A 17,553-nucleotide genomic window follows, 5' to 3' on the forward strand; every position below is an offset into this window, starting at 1 on the left:
AGTTCACCCTGTCGTAGTTAAATTTAATAGTTTTGCAATCATTGATTCTGTTAGCGCGGAAGTATGATCTTCTGCTGTCTCGGTATCATCCGAATCACTATCAGGCTCCAGTGATTCTATATCTTCCGCACTATCTACCTCATCCTCTTCGACTGATGTTGGAAGCTCCTCTTTACTCCAAGTCTCTCGCCCAATGATTAAGTTTAATATATCGCTTTCAGGCAGCACTATTTTCGGGAAGCGACCTGAACTGTCTACCGTGCCGGTCGACAGGATTTTCCCATTGCTGTCAGTAATGTTGTAGGGCTGATTTGTCAACCAGTCCATACTTTGGCTGACACTATCGGCACCAGGGAAAGCAAAACGTAAGCTTTGTTCGCCAGGTTCCATTACCGGAAAAACAGGCAGCGTGACCTTTTCTGATGCGCTTGCCTTACGCCCATAATGTCCTGCTTTCGTACGATATTCACCTGCAGTAGCAGATTCAATCGCACTTGCATCAATCCTGATATAGCTCCCACCACCATTCAGAGTCAGCTTCTTCTTCGCGATGATTTTGATTTCATCCTCCGTGCTGACAATGCTGATTTCTTTACGTGCCAGCAATTCCATCAGGTCGTTCTGCGCCTGTACCTGCACCGGCCCCTGGTTCGCGATGAGCTTGATCCCCAGCTTACGAACAAATACGCTCAGGGCATTACCTACCCCGACGAACAGATTTTTCACCACGCTGACGTCGGCATTTTTACCGGCCGTAGCTATCAGGTTCTGCCCGGCAGATACCTGCAGATGTTGTCCGCTGGTCAGCGCCATTCCATCCGGTGCACTGAGCAGCAGCACTGATTTTTTGAGGTCTGTCAGCTGCTGTTCCAGCAGTTTGATTTGCGCCTGGAGATCGGCCGGGTTCGCGGTCGCCTTCTGCGCATCATCGGAGATAGACGTCATCTGCTCCCGGGCATCACCCAGATTGCTGATCGCTGGCTCCATCTCCAGTACCTGCCCCTGCGCTCTGGCCTGCCCGTCTGAGCTGATAAAAATCCCCTTCTGCGCCCGTATCGCCCCCCAGCTGTCCGTCCTGAGCTCAAACCCCTCGCCGCGCTGCTGTTTCTCACTGTCGACCAGGTGCCCGAGATTCAGCTGACTCTTGCCGCCATACTCTGTCGACACCTTGATATGCTCTTTTCCGCGCTCGTCATCGAGGCGGATTTTGTTGTTCGCCGGGGTGCGCAGGACGTTACGTCTGTAGTTGCGGATGGTAACGTGGTCGCCGTGCGCCGAGTCGTGCAGCACGCCGGCAATGTACGGCCGGTCCGGGTTACCGTCCTCAAAGCCAATCGCCACTTCGGTTCCTGCCAGCAGCGGCAGGTGCAGGCCATACGTATCCCCTGCGTACGGGCGGGACTGGCGCACCCAAAGGCTCTCAAATCCGGTCTCCCAGCTGTCACGGTCAAACAGCATATTGACGCGGTAACGACCGTCTTTGTCGATGTGGCCGTAGGTGTCATTTTCAGTGGTACTGGTGACGCGGGCCGGCAGCGTCCCGGCCATCACCGGGCGTGAGCCAGGCTCAGGGCGGAAACCAAAATCGGTGTTATCAGGAATGCCGTCAAAATCAACGGCAAAGTCCTTGTCACGGCGCGCATGCGTGCGCATCGCCGTGATGACCACACCCGCGCTGAACACCTCTGCAACCTCGTACCCGCCGGTGACTTTCAGCACCTGGCCCGGAAAGAGCGTCGGACAGCTGGTAATGCCCTGCGTCCGGGTCTGGCCATTCAGGTAGCGCTCATGACGAATGCGGGCATAAAACGCCCCGGACTCCGGGGCCGGATTGCGGTCGTATGCATCACCCCGGGTAAGGTAGTTGTCCCCCCAGTGGTAGGCATCGCCACAGGTGGTGCTGTCGCCCTGCGTCGCGTCCACCTGCGTGCTCATGTCTTCCGTGGCCTGACGGTAGTTGTAGTCACGGGTGCTGACCTGCTTCTGCACCACGTTGTGGTGGCACGCCATGCCCCAGACCGAGTCCACGCCTTTTGAATGCTGGCCCGACGGCGGGACTGACGGCAGGGTCAGGCCTTTCTCATACCCCTGCTGGCTGTCGTAAAACTCCACCACGTCGATGTTCAGGCGCGTGTCGGTGGTGAAACGAAACCAGATACCCACCTCACCCAGCAGGCGGGTGATAAAGTGCAGGTCGTCCTCACCGTACTGCATCACCTGCTCACGGCGCGGGTACTCTTTTGACAGCGAGAACAGAAAATCCTGGCCGCGCATGTTGTGACGCTCGCGCAGGATTTTTTCCACAATCTGCGGGACCGACATGTCCTGATAGATGGCGTTCTGGTGCGAACGGTCAAGCAGCGCCAGGCGTGGCCGGAGCGTCAGGGCGTAATGGGTTTCATCTTTTGATGTGCTGAGGCGTTCAAAGCCGGTCACTACCCCCTGAAGGGTGCGCACGGCCTGCTGCACTTTAATGCCGTAACCCTGGTCCACCGGGGCCTGCAGCGTCAGCGAGCCGGTTTTCATCAGCATCATCTCTTTGCTGATGGCATGGTCAGAGCTTGTGAATTCAATGCGGTAGCTGAACGGTTTACTTAAGGCCTCATCGCCCTCAAAGGCCAGCACGTCAGGTTCCGCCGTACAGCCTTTCACTGCCAGCATGTGGTGGTTATGACTGAATCTGATCGGGGGATGACTGCTCATACGTTCTCTCCCTCAGTCCGGTTAAAGTCCAGCGAGATACCTTCTTCGTCGCTCCAGCCGAGCGTCAGGGTGTGTGGTTTCTGCTTCGCGGCCATGTGGGTCAGCAGTTGCTGGCTCAGCACCGGCAGAATCTGCTGATTAAGCAGGCTGTCGACATTGCGTGCGCCGGTATCCGGCAGCAGGCAGGCAGCGGTCAGTGCGTCGTACAGGCTCACATCAATATGGGTGGTCAGGCCGTAGTGACGGTTCAGGCGCTTGCTGACCTGGTCGAGCTTCATTTCCACGATGATACGCATGGCCGCTTCGGCCAGCGGTCGATAGATCACGGTCTGGAAGCGGGCCAGCAGCGCCGGCTGGAAGTGGTCACGCAGGATCGGGCGCAGCAGTTCGTGCAGGTCGCTTTCGGTGGCCTCCGGCTGCTCATCCAGCAGCTGCATCAAAGGGTCGCTGCCGAGGTTCGAGGTCATCAGGATAACGGTATTACGGAAGTCGATTTCGCGGCCTTCGCCGTCGCGCATAAAGCCGCGGTCGAACACCTGATAGAACAGATTCATCACCTCACGGTGTGCCTTTTCCACTTCGTCGAGCAGCACCACGCTGTAGGGACGCTTGCGTACTGCTTCGGTGAGGATGCCACCCTGGCCGTAGCCGACGTAGCCCGGCGGTGAGCCTTTCAGCTGCGACACCGTGTGCGGCTCCTGGTACTCGGACAGGTTGATGGTGATGAGTGACTTCTCACCGCCGTACAGCACGTCCGCCAGCGCCAGCGCGGTTTCAGTCTTACCGACGCCACTCGGGCCAACCAGCAGAAACACGCCCTGCGGACCGTCCCCGGACGTAAGGCCGGTTTTCGCCGCACGCAGGCGCCGGGCGATGGCAGTCAGCGCCACATCCTGGCCAACCACGCGTTTGCCGACTTCCTTCTCCAGGCTTAGCAGTTCGGTCTGTTCGTCTTTCATCAGCGAAGAGAGCGGCACGCCTGTCCAGTCGGCAATGACGGTGGCAACGGTGCGCACGTCCACATCGATCGAGAGCAGTGGATTGCTGTGCTGCATTCCGTTCAGTTGCTGTTGCAGCGCGTGAGTTTCGCCCTGACGGGAGAGGTCCTGGCGGCTTTGCAGTAACTGCTCTGCGACTTTCAGCTCCTGACCGTGCCGGGTTTCCAGCTCATCAAGTTTGAGGATCAGTTGTACTTCTTCCTGCCCGATAAGCGTCAGACGCTCGCTGTGGCTCTGACTGCCAAAAGCAATATCTTCCAGCAGTGCCCGCTTCTCCATTTCAAGCGAGGTTATCTGCGCGCGAATGCGGGTCAGCTGCTCCGGAACGGTATCAAGGCTCATGCGCACGCGGGCGGCGGCGGTGTCGAGCAAATCGACCGCTTTGTCCGGCAGCTGGCGACCGGTCAGATAACGGCGGGAGAGCGTGACCGCAGCGCGCACCGCATCATCGGTGATATGCACGTTATGGTGCTCGGCATAGCGGGATTTGAGACCGCGCAGCATAAGGCAGGCGGTCTCATCATCCGGCTCGTCGACCTTCACCATCTGAAAGCGACGCTCCAGCGCGGCATCGCGCTCGAAGTACTGTTTGTACTCGCTCCAGGTAGTCGCGGCGAGGGTACGCAGTTCGCCGCGCGCCAGCGCCGGTTTCAGCAGGTTGGCGGCATCCGCGCCACCCGCCTGATTGCCCGCACCGATAATGGTGTGGGCTTCATCAATAAACAGCAGAATCGGTAGCGGAGACTGCTGCACCGCGTCGATGACGTTTTTCAGGCGCTGTTCGAACTCGCCTTTCACGCCCGCGCCCGCCTGCAGCAGCCCCAAATCGAGGGTACGCAGAACAACCGGCCTGAGAGATTCCGGCACGTTGCCTTCGGCTATACGCAGCGCCAGCCCTTCCACCAGCGCGGTTTTCCCCACGCCCGGTTCGCCGACCAGAATCGGGTTGTTCTTGCGGCGACGGGAGAGAATATCCACCATCTGGCGGATTTCCGTATCGCGGCCAAACACCGGGTCGATTTTGCCCTCTTTCGCTTTGGCGGTGACGTCGAGCGTAAATTTATCCAGCGCGTTCTGCAACGCCGGGCTCAGCTCGCCTTCTTTCAACTCTGCACCCACCGGACGGCCGACAAATTCCATCCCGCCGCTGTGGCTCTGCGCAAGTTCCGCTTCCTGCTGCAGTTCCGGGCGTTCGTCCGACTGTGCATCAAGCAGCGGACGCAGACGTTCCAGCTGACTCTGGCCCAGCGTCAGCAGTGGCCACAGCCTGTCACAGCGCACCAGTTTCTGTTTATCTGCCAGCGCCATTAGCAGATGGACGCTGCGGATTTGTTCCTCACCGTTCAGAGAAGCAATCAGCCAGGCTTGCTGCAGCAATGTCTGAATGGTGTCAGACAGTTGAGGACGCTGGCGTACTGAACGCGGCTGTTTATCCAGCCAGGCAAGCAAATCCTGCCAGATGGCGTCCATATCCCACTCATAGCGGCGGGCCAGCACGGTGAGATCGCCTTCACCCTGCTCCAGCAGTTTCAGCAGCCAGTGCTCCGGCAGGATTTCAGCATGGGCGCGAATCTGACACAGGGAGGCTGCCCCTTCCATCGCACGGGCGCAGTAAGGGTTGAGACGTCGAAGAAGGATTGCCGGGTTTTCCATATTTGCTTGCTCACTGTTGAGGACCGTTCAGGCACGCTACCGCCCCTGGCCGTTACCGAGGCCCATGAGGTCTGTTTCCGGGATGTGATGTTTTTTGCTGAGCGCCCGCACAGGCAGACGCTCAGCAAAAAGAGCGGACAGAGAAGCTCTGCCCGCTCGTGACTTATGCGGTGGCGCGTTCGTTCCAGGAGTCGGAATGAATGATGTTGCCGTCTTTGTAGGTCCAGGTGATTTTTTCGTAGCGCAATTCAATCTGCTCAAGATGATTATGCTTCTCGAAAGCCGGATTTTTGATGTCGTGCATCACCGGGTTCACTTTCACCACCTTCACGTTTTCCAGTCTGGTGTTGAAGTACTCCACTTCCTGGCCCGCGTCGTTGATCCTGTACCATTTGAATTCAGCAGATTTGAGGGTCTGCCCGGTGGTCACTGCCTTGTACAGATAGGGGCTGGAGGAGTCGATCTCCTTGGTAAACAGGAACGGGGTGTGAATACGGGTGCCGGTCAGCTTGCCGGTGTTGTTGTCGGTCGGGATGTAGAGGTTATGCTGCTGTGCCACCACTTCGATGCTGCCGTCTCGATCCTGAACGTCAACGGACCCTTTGATGTCCGCGCCGCCGTCGTCTTTCAGCCAGAGATAAACAGGAATTGCCATGAAATTACTCTCCATTGTGTAGTGATGCGTCATCATCCTGCGATGACGCCTGGGTGTGGCCCGGTATCTGACAGGCACTGGCCTGCGGTACCAGACTGATTTCGACACGGCGGTTGAGCGCACGCCCCTCCGGGGTGTCATTGGTAGCGATCGGACGGCTTGCGCCATAGCCCTGCACCGCAAAACAGCTTTCCGGCACGTCACCGGTGTCACGCATCCAGTCGCGTACCGCTGCGGCACGCTCGAGTGACAGCGTCTGATTCAGTTTTGGGTTACCGGTGTTGTCTGTATGGCCGGACACGACAATCAGCCAGCCGGGCTTAGCTTTGATGCCGACCAGTGAGTTCACCAGCATTCTGGTGGAACCCGCTTTCAGCGCGGATTTGCCGGAATCAAACAGCGACATGCTGTCGAGACGGATAATTTTGGGTACCGGTTCAGGTTCCGGCTGCGGTTCAGGCGGCGGCGGTGGCGGCACATACGAACGGATCGCCTCCAGCACCGGCATTCGCAGACGCTCTCCCTGATAGAGACCCAGGCTCATCCGAGCCGGTACGCCATTGCGCGCCTGGTCATCCAGCTCTGCCGCATCGTTACGCAGGACAGCCACGGCATCGGCTTTGGGGCCGAAATCCTGCATCGGGATACGGTCATAGCGGGCAATATCGAAGCTCAAACGCTGCAGCAGCTGGCGATTGTTCCAGCTACTGCTGAGCAGGGCAGCAACGGCGGCCAGTGTGAAAATCCCGAGCGCACAACGCCAGGCTCGCCCACGTGGCGTCAGGCCCCGTCCTTCAGGGAGCAGCGGCAGAATAAAATCCGGGAAGGGGGCAACCACCGTACTGTCCGTTCCCACCGGCTGCCAGCCCGCAACCTGCTGGATCGCAGTGTGACGGGCTAGCCATGCAGTCCAGGCAGATGTGGCCAGACTGCCGGCAAGGATCGGTCCCATTCCCCACAACACCGCAACAGGTGCGATGACCGGAACATCGGGATTCTCATCCATAAAGCGCGCAGTGACATGCTGCTGAAACCACGCCATCAGGCTGTTTATCAGCACCTGCTGCTGCATCGCTGGCGACCCACCGGTGGTGATCCATTCAGCGATTGAACCCGGCGCTGAAGACGCCCGCCAGACCCTCACGCCTTCACCCGGGATAGCCGCCTGCCAGAGCAGATCATCCGTCATCGCGCTGCCAATCTGCCCCTTCAGAACCAGTGGCACACAATGACCCGTTTTTTTACGCAACTGGCTGATTTGCCAGCGCAGGGCCAGCAGACGACGGGTCAGCGCTTCGCTGTCGGCATGTTTCTGCGGACAAACGCTGACCATCACCGATAGCTGGCGACCCCAGTCAGGCCGCAGCGACAGAACCTGTTGAGCGACCTGAACCAGATCCTGATGATCCGTCACGCGGATCCAGCATCCCTGCGTGCCAGTGAACACCGGTGACGGCTGTCGACATGTCAGCGGCAGATCGCCACAGAACAGCACCACAGGCTGACGCCAGGAAGCTTCCGGGAGGTCATCCAGACGCAGGGTAACGTCATGCTCCGCACGACGACTGGCGACCGTCCGGAACGCCAGGATACCCCCCAGAACGATAAGCAGAAGGAGCACAGAAACCAGTCGGGATACCGGCAGGAAATTCAGGCAGACCACGGCACTCAGCAGGGCGGCCCACAGTACAAGCGCGCGCTGTTGTGCAGGACTCATTTCACGGCTCCCGGTAACAGGCTCTGCAGCATCTGATCCAGCCAGTGATCCAGCCCCCACCAGAGTGCGGCTACCACCACGACGCTCAGGCCGATACGCACGGGCCACGAGTCCAGCCAGCGCCCCATCCCCCCTCCGGCACCACTTTCTGCCAGAACCGGAAGCGTATTGGGATAGCTGAACGGTGAGACCCGCTCACTCAGTGCGCTGACAAGTTTCTGACGCTCCGGATCGTTCAGAGCACGAAAGCTGCCCAGGAATCCCAGCATCATGACCCGCTGGAAGCAGGTCAGGACGGCCCGATCGGGCGATGGGTCACGCAGCACTGCGCGCATCCGATCGCACAGCGTGTCACCCGCGTCCATGGTGCCAAGGAAGTACCCCTGCAGGGGAATGCCATACCACTGCACACAGGCATCATCCTCCACACCGCGACCTTTGACCGCCTCATCAAGCAGCGCACACTGTGCCGTGAGAATATGCTGACAGCTGGCTTCATCGAGGTCGCTCGCTTTAAGTTCGCGCTGGACCCGTTCGACATCCGCAATGCAGTGCTCCCATAACATGCGCCCTTCTCCCTCCTGAAATATCGGGCCGTAACGCAGGCTAATCACCTGTAGCCAGGTATTCTGCAGGAGAGCATCAATATCGATAGATGTGGCAACACCGCGTTCAGGCTTACTCATGTTCTCAGTACCGCAAAGAGTTCAAGTTCAGGCTCGCCGAGCATGCCCGGCACGTAAAACATACAGGTACCGCTCTGAAGCATTTCAGTGGCCAGAGGATGAGAAACATCAAGGCTGAAATACTGATTTTCCAGGCGCAGCGGAATGGCGGCTGGCACATGACGCAATGGCGTCAGAGGAATACCTACCCGCGAAGAATTGACGATACTTCTGACATGATCAGGCGTGCCGACCTTACACTGGCGCGGGAACTGCTCCTGCAGTTGTGCCACCGGTATCGGTGAACGCACGGAGAGGTAGTAATCTGCCCCTTCACGCAGACGTGGGTCATGCAGACGAGCCTGCCAGACGTGAAGCCGGGGATCCTGTTCAAGCTCAATTGCCACCACCCGTGACGGCAGGCTGGCTTCCAGCAGATCACTCAGCAAATCAAACAACGGCGGGAATACGTGATTCAGTTGCTCATGCTGCCAGATCGGAATCGCGCTCACCTGATGCTCCAGCGAGAAGGTCAGCAGGCTGCCCGCCAGCCGTGCCAGTTCCGGGTACAGACGCTCCGGCGGGCTTTGCGGGTGGCGCTGAAACTGACCCAGTACCGGCTCGGCACTGTTCAGGGCATTGAGCAGCCAGAAGAGTGACACGTCGGCTACGGCAAAATCCGCCATGCGCTCGTTACTTTCCCGGCGCATCGCCATCAGGCGACTCAGACGGGCGCGGAGCTGTGTCATCAGCTGCTCCAGCTGATTCACCAGCCAGCGGCTGCCCTGCAGAGCGAGCAACGGGGGCAGCCATGCATCATCGCGTGTCCAGCGGCCCTGCGAATCCTGCTGCAGACGGGCGACCGGGCAGGTCAGGTAATCACTGTTGTTCTGATGAGCAAAACGCAGCGTCAGCGCGGGCTGCATCACCGCAATCTGACGGGTATCTTCCCCAAAGAGGTTGCGAACATCCCGCCAGCACTGACGATAACGAACCGGGCGATCGGCTACCTCATCAGGCTTAAGACAGTTGCCCCCGTTTGCCCGCATCAGCGGAAGCGCCAGAACCACCCCGACATCCCGGGATTCCCCTTCAAGCGCCAGCACCGGTGGCAGGTCATCGCCCCTATTCGTGTCGACCAGCGTGCCGTCGGGAAAGCGGATGTGCAGATGACTGGCCTGCAGGCGGCCCAGTTTTAATGCGTCAGGTTCAAAAGTTGCCTCAATCACCCCCCAGGGATGGGAGAGCCCCAGTCGGGCGATGCATTCCGCTGACCAGGCCGCATACGCGGCCTGCTGCTGGAAATGCTGGGGTGAGATCATCTGCCCCCGGCCCCATAACGGCTGTTCCGTTTTCATTGGCTTCCTGCCTTAGCTTACGATTTGGCCTTAGGCATCTGAGAAACCAGTGAGAGGTTGACGTCCATCCCTTCCACCTGGAAGTGCGGCACGGCATAGAGCTTCACGCGGAAGAAGCCGGGGTTATCCTCAATGTCTTCCACCACCACTCTGGCGTCACGCAGCGGGTGAGAGGCCTGCAGCTCGTCGCCTGGGTCGGTCATTTCCGTGACCAGACTGCGCACCCAGGTATTCAGCTCCAGCTCCAGCAGACGACGGTCTTTAGTGGTGCCGATGTTTTCACGCTGAATCAGCTTCAGATAGTGGGCAATACGCGACAGCAGGAAGATGTAGGGCAGACGGGCATTAATACGGCTGTTGGCCGTCGCATCTGCCGTATCATACAGCGCAGGTTTTTGAGTGGAGTTCGCCGAGAAAAAGCAGGCATAGTCGCGGTTTTTGTAATAGGACAGCGGAATGAAACCCAGGTTGGCAAATTCAAATTCGCGGGTTTCCGGGATCATGACCTCGGACGGAATTTTCACCTGATTGCCGGTGCCAAGGTCATACAGATGAATAGGCAGATCCTGAACCGCACCACCGGCCTGCGGGCCCCGAATCTGTACACACCAGCCGTTATTGATAAAACTGCGCACCATGTTTGCCGCAAAGGCAAAAGAGGCGTTGGTCCAGAGATATTTGTCGTGATCCGGGCCTTTCACTTCCTCAACATAATTGAAGCTGCGAACAGGCACGGTGTCCGGGCCATAGGGCAGACGACCCAGCACACGCGGCATGACCAGACCGATGTAACGGGAGTCGTCCGTCTCGCGAAAGGATTTCCACTTAATGTATTCCGCACGGTCAAAGTAGTTACCGATATCCTTGATAGCAGCCACTTCTTCCATCGAATCTTTCAGGAAGAATTTCGGGCCAGCTGAGCCGATAAACGGCATATGTGCTGCGGCAGAGACTTTGGAGATGTTGCGCAGCAGCGCGACATCCTGCGCAGACGCATCAAACTCATAAGCGGAAATCAGCGCGGCAATCGGTTCGCCACCCGGTGTATCATACTCTTCAATATAGGTTTGCTTATACAATCCGCTCTGGATGATTTCCGGGCTGTCTTCGAAGTCCTGACGCAGCTCTTCTTTTGACATATCCAGCAGTTCAACCTTCACGTTCTGACGGAAATCGGTTTTATCAACCAGGGATTTCACGCCGCGCCACAGGCTTTCCACTGCCTGGAATTCTTCGCTATGCATCACGGCATCAAGCTGGCGGCTGATCTGATAGTCCAGTTCTGCGATATGGTGGTCAATCAGGTTTTTGTCGAGCTTTTCGACTTTTGAGCCCGATTTTGTCAGGCATTCCAGAAACACCTGCATCCCGGCAGTCAGACGCTCATCCGCGGTCGCATCTGACATCGCCTGCGCGTCCTGCCAGATGTCCAGCGCACTCAGTTCAGACACCGGGTTCAGGTTGATTTTTTCAAACAGAGAGGCATATACCCCACCGGCAGCAGGACGTTCCAGCACGACACTCTCGCCACCCGCGGCATTCTCATTTTTTACAGACATCAGCATCTTCCTTATTAATCCGTTAAAGCATCGTGATCGTTATGGCTGTTTCGGGGCCAGGGCGGAAAGTTCGGCTCTGAGTTCTGCGCTCAATGCCGGATCGAGCAGAATCTTTTCCAGCTCTTTTCGGAATGCCTGGTTGTCCAGCAGGTTGGCTTTTAAATCGCGAAGTAAATTGCGCATGGAAAGCATGGCTTTCAGCTGGGGTATTTGCCGTGAAACCTGTTCCGGGGTGAAATCCTTCATGCTCTGGAATGTCAGCGTGATATTTTCCTCACTGCCATCACCGGCAAGTGTGTTTTTAACGGTCAGATTGACGTTTGGGGAATATTCGGAAAGCACTGAGTCAAAGTTATTTTTGTTGAGATTAACTTTCTTACGCTCAGACAGGGGTGCAGATTCCTGACCATGACTGAAGTCACCCGCCACCAGTAATTTAAGGGGGAGTTCCGTTTTCTTGCTTGCGCCCCCCGTATGCAAATCGAGTTTCAAATTAATACGTGCCTTCGGCACTTCACTCTGGAAACTATCCGACATCTCATCATCCCTCAGATTATCGCTACATGGATTTTTCAGACTAAAGCTATAGACGCACGATAATAGAATAATGATCGAGATAAGATCAAATATTAAGATCATTACGCTATTTACTAAACATATTAAGAATTTTCTGCTGAATTTTAATAGCGGTGATTGTCGCCATACCAGCGATTTGAGCCAGAAGTGAGCAATTAAATAAACATTTATGTCGCTGCAGTGAAAACGAACGAAAAATTGCTCGTAAATGGTTATGGCATTGATTTGCATCAATACAGCTACACCAAAAAGAGTCATTGACTGACTGAAGGAGCATTCTGGAACAGAAGATATAAAAGCGGAAAGAAACGTCGGACTTTATAACGCGGGCTGACAGGAGAAACTGTGGAATATTCCTAAGAAAGATGTCCAGAATGACATCGAATTTTTATTAAGACAAAGCGTGCCTGATTTAATGCAATAATTGCAGGAACCGCTGGTGAGAATAGATTTAAACCCTCCCTCACACCCAGCCAGCGCGGTGGTTTTCGCCACCAGAAGATACCGATTCACGCACTCTTTAATATGTGGCCGGAGATCATTTAAAACGTTTTTAAAACCGCCTTCAGCTCTGCGCCCGACGGCAGGCGGAGGGCGTCATGCCATAAACCTGGCGGAACCGATGGCTGAAATGCGCGGAAGAGTGAAAACCACACTGAAAGGCAATTTCAGTCAGTGTCAGATCGGGACGTGCCAGCAAAGCGTGTGCGCGTGTCATCCGACGCTGCATCACAAACTGGTGTGGCGCTGCGCCGGTGGTGTGCCGGAACATGCGGGCAAAGTGAAACTCGCTGAGCGCCGCTTCCTGTGCCAGCACCGCCAGGGTTAAAGGCTGGTCAAGATGGGTTTCAATAAAGTCCAGCACCCGCCGTAACACTGCCGGTGCCAGGCCGCCCCGCACCTGGGGCAGCTGCCACTGCACATCGCTGTAGTGCTGCAACAGGTGGGTCAGCAGTAAGGTGGAGGCGCTGCTCAGCATCACCTGACTGGCGGGCTGCTGCCAGTCGCAGCTCAGCAGAAAGTGCCGGTAAAGCTGCGTAATACGGTCGTCAGCAGAAAAGATTTTCTCATGCAGGGTTAACTGTGCCGGGCTGCGATCCCATACCCGTTCAGCCAGTTGTCGCAGCTGCGTCTCACTGCAGTAGAGATGGACAAAGGCGAGATCGGCCCGCAGGTCCCAGGTCGACTCGGTGCCGGCAGGCATCAGACAGAAGCGATCCGGTGCCCCACCGTTACGCCAGCCATGCGCAGTTTTGTGCCAGGTGTCATATCCCCCCGCGACATAGAGGCTCAGCGTGTGGTGATCGCTGAAGTTGGTGACACGATCGCCACTGTTAAACCAGGCGGCCAGCTGAATGCCGCTGTGAAGCTGCACCTGATCACGCAGTTGGGCTTTCTGGCGCTGCAGCATTTCAAAAGTCTGATAAACAGGCATCGGGGTCGCATTTCAGGTTGAACAGAGTGCCAGTTTACGGACAACGCGGGACAGAAAACAGGTCACATCGGGACGACACAGAAAAATGCGCAAGATTTTGCAAACTCCGCGCAATCCGCTGTAAGACCTGATTGCCTTACCGGGGCAGACTCCGTGTTTTAACGTGGAGATTCAGGCCATGAACCTGTTTTTATATCTTTCTGTGGTGGTGATCTGGGGCACAACCTGGATTGCGATTTATGCGCAACAGTCTGCGGGCGCCAGCGCGGTGACCGTCGCGGTTTTCTGGCGTTTTTTACTGGCCTCGGTGGTGATGCTGCTTCTGCTTAAGCTGATGAAGCGGCTGGATAAGCTGACCCTGCGCGATCATCTCTTCTGTCTGCTGCAGGGCTGCTGTGTGTTTGGCTTCAATTTTGTCTGTTTCTATTACGCTTCGGGATATATCAGCAGTGGTCTGGAGTCGGTCATCTTCTCCATGGCGGTGATCTATAACGCCATTAACAGCTGGATATTTTTCCGTCAGCGCCCTTCCGCGCGACTGCTTCCGGCTATGATACTGGGGATGGCAGGCATTGTGGCGCTGTTCTGGCACGATCTGCGCAACACAGAGACCTCTGCGGGCCTGCTATGGGGTATTGGATTAAGTGCGCTGGGCACGCTGGGATTCTCATTCGGCAATATGATCAGTCAGCGGCATCAGCGTCTGCATCGTGACGTGCTGACCACCAACAGCTATGGCATGTTGTACGGCGCGTTAATGATGGCGCTGGTTTCACTGCTTCAGGGGGTATCCCTGCAGCCGACATGGAACGCGCAGTGGACAGGCGCGGTAAGCTATCTGGCGATTGTGGGATCGGTGATGGGGTTTGGTGCCTACTTTACGCTGGTGGGTCGCATCGGTGCCAGCCGGGCGGCCTACACGACGGTGCTGTTTCCGCTGGTCGCGCTGGCACTGTCAACCCGCTATGAGGGATATGAGTGGCACGCCAGTGCCATCCCTGGCCTTGTCATGATTTTGCTGGGCAATGTCGTGATGTTTGCCCGCTGGCCGCTCAGCGTAAGCCGGGCGACCGTCTGACAGAGATGCGGGCGTAGCGCCCGCATGGGCTGGCTGTTATGCCCACGACTGCGGGAGGAGTTGCTGCGGCTGATTGATCGCTTTGCGCGCAATCCAGTAGAGCAGAACACGCTCATCGTCACTGTCACGGTCAGCCATCGACAGCAGCTTGAGTGCCAGCGTCGATTTCGTCACAGGCTGCTGTTCTGTACTGAGTTCAACCACGGCCTGACCGATGATGCAGCAGACTTCATCTTCACTGGTAGTGGATTCATATGTCCGGTCTTTCATATTTCCTCCTGTTGAGTGAACCCCTATCCTGGCAAAAGATCCGGAAACCTGCTTACAGAAACAGCAGTGTGAAACATTATCTTACCGCTCATTACGCTTACTCATCAGGTTGCCGCTTTGGTTACCTTCAGCGCGACCTCACAGAGAGTGCACAATGCCATTCATACCCGCTGGATGGCATTTCATTCCCTGATCCGTTCCATTCATGCGTTTGCTACGCCTGCGCGCGCGTTACTGCTTTATTCTGACCGCAGTTTCCAGATTCCCGGACGGGAGAGATAAATGATGAACCAGACGCAGCAGGCTTCATACCAGCGTTCCCGCTGGCTTACATTGTTCGGCACCGTAATCACTCAGTTCGCGCTGGGGTCAGTCTACACATGGAGTCTTTTCAACGGCCAGCTCTCCCACAAGCTGAATGCACCGATCAGTCAGGTGGCTTTTTCGTTTGGCCTGCTGAGTCTGGGGCTGGCAATTGCCTCGTCACTGGCCGGTAAATTACAGGAACGTTTTGGCGTGCGCCGCGTCACAATCGGAGCCGGTGTGCTAATGGCGGTCGGCTTCTGGCTGACCGCGCAGGCTGATAACCTGATGATGCTCTATTTCAGCGCCGGGTTGCTGGTGGGTCTGGCCGATGGGGCGGGTTACCTGATGACGCTGTCAAACTGCGTGAAGTGGTTCCCGGAGCGCAAAGGGATGATCTCTGCCTGTGCCATTGGCGCATATGGCCTGGGCAGTCTGGGATTCAAGTTCATCTGCGGCGCTCTGCTGGCCTCGGTGGGTCTGGAGCAGACCTTTATGATCTGGGGCGTGCTGGCCATGTCGATGATTATCCTGGGGGCTTTGCTGATGCGCGATGCGCCTCTGCAGGAAAACAGCAGCAGCCAGCGAGGTCAGCAACAGGCGCGTGATTATACGCTGGCACAATCGGTGCGTATGCCGCAGTACTGGATGCTGGCGCTGATGTTCCTGACCGCCTGCATGAGTGGTCTCTATGTTATCGGGGTGGCTAAAGACATTGGTGAAGGCCTGGTGCATCTGACCACCCAGACTGCCGCCAGTGCCGTCACCGTGATCGCCATCGCTAACCTGAGCGGTCGTCTGGTGCTGGGCGTGCTGTCCGACCGGATGATGCGCATCCGGGTGATTTCACTGGCGCAGATAGTGTCGCTGATCGGGATGAGCGTGCTGCTTTTCACCCGGATGAATGAGAGCACTTTCTTCCTGTCGCTCGCCTGTGTGGCCTTCAGCTTTGGCGGAACCATCACGGTATTCCCTTCGCTGGTCAGTGACTTCTTCGGCCTTAACAACCTGACCAAAAACTATGGCCTGCTCTATCTCGGCTTTGGCATCGGCAGCGTACTGGGCTCACTGGTTGCCTCACTGTTTGGCGGTTTCACGGTGACATTCAGCCTGATTATGACGCTGCTGGTCATCTCCCTGTTCCTGTCACTCACTATCCGTCTGCCACAGCGTACGGTTGCGCCAGCACCGGTATTGCAGCGTCACTGATCCTGTCGGGCCGTGTTGCCACGGCCCGTTCATCCTCAGCCGCGGAAACGCGGCTCTGCCACACCCGCCACGGCCACGTCCACAGCAAAGAGATCGCCCGACAGGGGATAGCGCGCCAGCTCCTCCTCCGTTCGATCTTCCCGTGAGCTGGTGATAAACAGCGTTTTAAGGTCGGCGCCGCCAAAGGCCACCATGGTTGGCCACTTCACCGGCAGCAGGATCTCATCGACGATTTCACTGCTCTGCGGGTCGATACGCACCACACGTCCGCCATCGAACTGGGCTGACCAGTAAAATCCTTCGCTATCCACCGCAGCACCATCCGGTAGTCCCCCTTTCGCATCGAAGCGCCGGAATACCGTACGCTCGCCCGGTTCCCCCTGCTCATCTAAAGGATAGCGATAGAGGGTCTCGTTCGGCGTGTCACTGTGATACATCCAGCGCCGATCGGGGGAGAAAGCCAGCCCGTTAGAGATTTTGATGTCGCGCGCTTTCACCTCCAGCGTCAGGTCGGGCGTGACGCGGCAAAGCAGGCCGCCATTTTTATCCTGCGGCTCCCACAGGCTGCCACACCAGAAATTGCCCCAGGGATCGACGCGTCCATCATTGAACCGGCTTAACGGCGCGTCACCCGGATTTTCGGCAATCTTTTTCTCAGGCCGGCCCTGTGCGTCCAGCAGCCAGACACCGTTACGCAAGGCGGCGATCAGTCCACCCTGCTCGCGCAGACCAATGCAGCCTACCTCTTCCGCCTGCGGAAAAGTCTGCAGTTCACCGCTGGCCGGGTCGAAACGGTGAATCGCCGGTGCCAGAATATCGACACTCCACAACACCTGTTCTTCCACTGACCAGAGCGGACATTCGCCCAGCTCAGCCTGTAATGCCAGAATATGTCTTACTTCATGTGCCATGTTTTTCTCCCGTTAAACTGACCTGCTAATAATGTAGTGATAAAAACGGTCATATGAGAATTATTTTCGCTTGATTTTAAGAAGATTCTCTCTGATAGTGTTTATTATTCAGCCCATTCTGATTTCTTTATTTTCAGCCGCCGCAGAAAAGACCGCGCTGAAATATTCCGTCATATCTGTTTAAATAACTCTACAAAGCCTGCATTCTCACTCCACTTTTCCGTCGTAATGTCATAGTCATTGGAAAAGAGGAGACGCTTCCGATGAAGAGATTAATTAAAGTCGCTTCGGTGGTAACGCTGATGACCTTATTAAGCGGTTGTATCATCAGCCCGAGGCACGACAACGGCTGGCACCATGGAGGTGGCGGGTATCACGGAGGCTATTACGGAGGTCATCACGGAGGGTATCATGGCGGTCACCATCGCCATTAACGGGCAAAGATGTCACACAGCATAAAATA

The 17,553-nt window shown here is 56.6% G+C and carries 13 protein-coding genes; 2 read left to right on the top strand and 11 right to left on the bottom strand.

Features of this window, described 5'->3' with window-relative positions:
• Nucleotides 1–3 precede the first annotated feature (3 nt).
• From AC6I7A_RS13965 to AC6I7A_RS14005, 9 genes are all read right to left on the bottom strand, one after another.
• Nucleotides 4–2,703 carry a type VI secretion system Vgr family protein gene (locus tag AC6I7A_RS13965; protein ID WP_058956734.1) on the bottom strand — a complete coding sequence of 900 codons (2,700 nt, stop codon included), beginning with the start codon at nt 2,701–2,703 and terminating at the stop codon, nt 4–6.
• Nucleotides 2,700–5,354 (bottom strand): type VI secretion system ATPase TssH, encoded by a 2,655-nt coding sequence (gene tssH / locus AC6I7A_RS13970; RefSeq protein ID WP_498003800.1) that lies wholly within the window; start codon nt 5,352–5,354, stop codon nt 2,700–2,702. Before tssH ends, AC6I7A_RS13965 begins: the two co-directional genes overlap by 4 nt.
• Before the next feature lie 163 nt (nt 5,355–5,517).
• Entirely contained in the window at nt 5,518–6,009 is a 492-nt protein-coding gene (gene hcp, locus AC6I7A_RS13975) for a type VI secretion system effector Hcp (protein WP_046102419.1), read from the bottom strand.
• A 4-nt stretch (nt 6,010–6,013) separates the two neighbouring features.
• Nucleotides 6,014–7,726, bottom strand: coding sequence for an OmpA family protein (locus AC6I7A_RS13980; RefSeq protein WP_498003802.1), 1,713 nt, complete (start codon nt 7,724–7,726; stop codon nt 6,014–6,016).
• Nucleotides 7,723–8,412, bottom strand: coding sequence for a type VI secretion system protein TssL, short form (gene tssL / locus AC6I7A_RS13985; protein WP_058958156.1), 690 nt, complete (start codon nt 8,410–8,412; stop codon nt 7,723–7,725). The genes AC6I7A_RS13980 and tssL overlap by 4 nt, the downstream gene beginning before the upstream one ends.
• Nucleotides 8,409–9,749, bottom strand: coding sequence for a type VI secretion system baseplate subunit TssK (gene tssK / locus AC6I7A_RS13990; RefSeq protein ID WP_058958157.1), 1,341 nt, complete (start codon nt 9,747–9,749; stop codon nt 8,409–8,411). The genes tssL and tssK overlap by 4 nt, the downstream gene beginning before the upstream one ends.
• 17 nt (nt 9,750–9,766) lie before the next feature.
• Nucleotides 9,767–11,314: a type VI secretion system contractile sheath large subunit gene (tssC, locus tag AC6I7A_RS13995; protein ID WP_046102318.1), complete on the bottom strand. Its 1,548-nt coding sequence runs from the start codon at nt 11,312–11,314 to the stop codon at nt 9,767–9,769.
• A gap of 33 nt (nt 11,315–11,347) precedes the next feature.
• Complete coding sequence (gene tssB, locus AC6I7A_RS14000) at nt 11,348–11,845, bottom strand: type VI secretion system contractile sheath small subunit (RefSeq protein ID WP_046102420.1); 498 nt, start codon at nt 11,843–11,845, stop codon at nt 11,348–11,350.
• A gap of 604 nt (nt 11,846–12,449) precedes the next feature.
• Nucleotides 12,450–13,319: a helix-turn-helix domain-containing protein gene (locus tag AC6I7A_RS14005; RefSeq protein ID WP_058958158.1), complete on the bottom strand. Its 870-nt coding sequence runs from the start codon at nt 13,317–13,319 to the stop codon at nt 12,450–12,452.
• Between the two features lie 178 nt (nt 13,320–13,497).
• On the opposite strand from AC6I7A_RS14005, the gene AC6I7A_RS14010 reads away from it, so the two are divergent.
• Nucleotides 13,498–14,397: a DMT family transporter gene (locus AC6I7A_RS14010; RefSeq protein ID WP_058958159.1), complete on the top strand. Its 900-nt coding sequence runs from the start codon at nt 13,498–13,500 to the stop codon at nt 14,395–14,397.
• Between the two features lie 36 nt (nt 14,398–14,433).
• On the opposite strand, the gene AC6I7A_RS14015 is transcribed toward AC6I7A_RS14010, so the two are convergent.
• Nucleotides 14,434–14,667, bottom strand: coding sequence for a hypothetical protein (locus tag AC6I7A_RS14015; RefSeq protein ID WP_058958160.1), 234 nt, complete (start codon nt 14,665–14,667; stop codon nt 14,434–14,436).
• A 285-nt stretch (nt 14,668–14,952) separates the two neighbouring features.
• Here AC6I7A_RS14015 and AC6I7A_RS14020 point away from each other — a divergent pair, with 285 nt between their 5' ends.
• Nucleotides 14,953–16,179 carry an L-lactate MFS transporter gene (locus AC6I7A_RS14020; protein ID WP_033736497.1) on the top strand — a complete coding sequence of 409 codons (1,227 nt, stop codon included), beginning with the start codon at nt 14,953–14,955 and terminating at the stop codon, nt 16,177–16,179.
• 35 nt (nt 16,180–16,214) lie between these two features.
• Here the strand turns inward: AC6I7A_RS14020 and AC6I7A_RS14025 are convergent, their stop codons facing one another.
• Nucleotides 16,215–17,090 carry an SMP-30/gluconolactonase/LRE family protein gene (locus tag AC6I7A_RS14025; RefSeq protein WP_009088893.1) on the bottom strand — a complete coding sequence of 292 codons (876 nt, stop codon included), beginning with the start codon at nt 17,088–17,090 and terminating at the stop codon, nt 16,215–16,217.
• Nucleotides 17,091–17,553: the final 463 nt, after the last annotated feature.

This window comes from Type-F symbiont of Plautia stali, assembly GCF_059731105.1.

Coding starts and splice junctions, on each gene's coding strand:
- tssH (WP_498003800.1), bottom strand. CDS start 5,354: ATGGAAAACCCGGCAATCCTTCTTCGACGTCTCAACCCTTACTGCGCC.
- tssC (WP_046102318.1), bottom strand. CDS start 11,314: ATGCTGATGTCTGTAAAAAATGAGAATGCCGCGGGTGGCGAGAGTGTC.
- tssK (WP_058958157.1), bottom strand. CDS start 9,749: ATGAAAACGGAACAGCCGTTATGGGGCCGGGGGCAGATGATCTCACCC.
- hcp (WP_046102419.1), bottom strand. CDS start 6,009: ATGGCAATTCCTGTTTATCTCTGGCTGAAAGACGACGGCGGCGCGGAC.
- AC6I7A_RS13980 (WP_498003802.1), bottom strand. CDS start 7,726: ATGAGTCCTGCACAACAGCGCGCGCTTGTACTGTGGGCCGCCCTGCTG.
- AC6I7A_RS14020 (WP_033736497.1), top strand. CDS start 14,953: ATGAACCAGACGCAGCAGGCTTCATACCAGCGTTCCCGCTGGCTTACA.
- tssL (WP_058958156.1), bottom strand. CDS start 8,412: ATGAGTAAGCCTGAACGCGGTGTTGCCACATCTATCGATATTGATGCT.
- AC6I7A_RS13965 (WP_058956734.1), bottom strand. CDS start 2,703: ATGAGCAGTCATCCCCCGATCAGATTCAGTCATAACCACCACATGCTG.
- AC6I7A_RS14025 (WP_009088893.1), bottom strand. CDS start 17,090: ATGGCACATGAAGTAAGACATATTCTGGCATTACAGGCTGAGCTGGGC.
- AC6I7A_RS14015 (WP_058958160.1), bottom strand. CDS start 14,667: ATGAAAGACCGGACATATGAATCCACTACCAGTGAAGATGAAGTCTGC.
- tssB (WP_046102420.1), bottom strand. CDS start 11,845: ATGTCGGATAGTTTCCAGAGTGAAGTGCCGAAGGCACGTATTAATTTG.
- AC6I7A_RS14005 (WP_058958158.1), bottom strand. CDS start 13,319: ATGCCTGTTTATCAGACTTTTGAAATGCTGCAGCGCCAGAAAGCCCAA.
- AC6I7A_RS14010 (WP_058958159.1), top strand. CDS start 13,498: ATGAACCTGTTTTTATATCTTTCTGTGGTGGTGATCTGGGGCACAACC.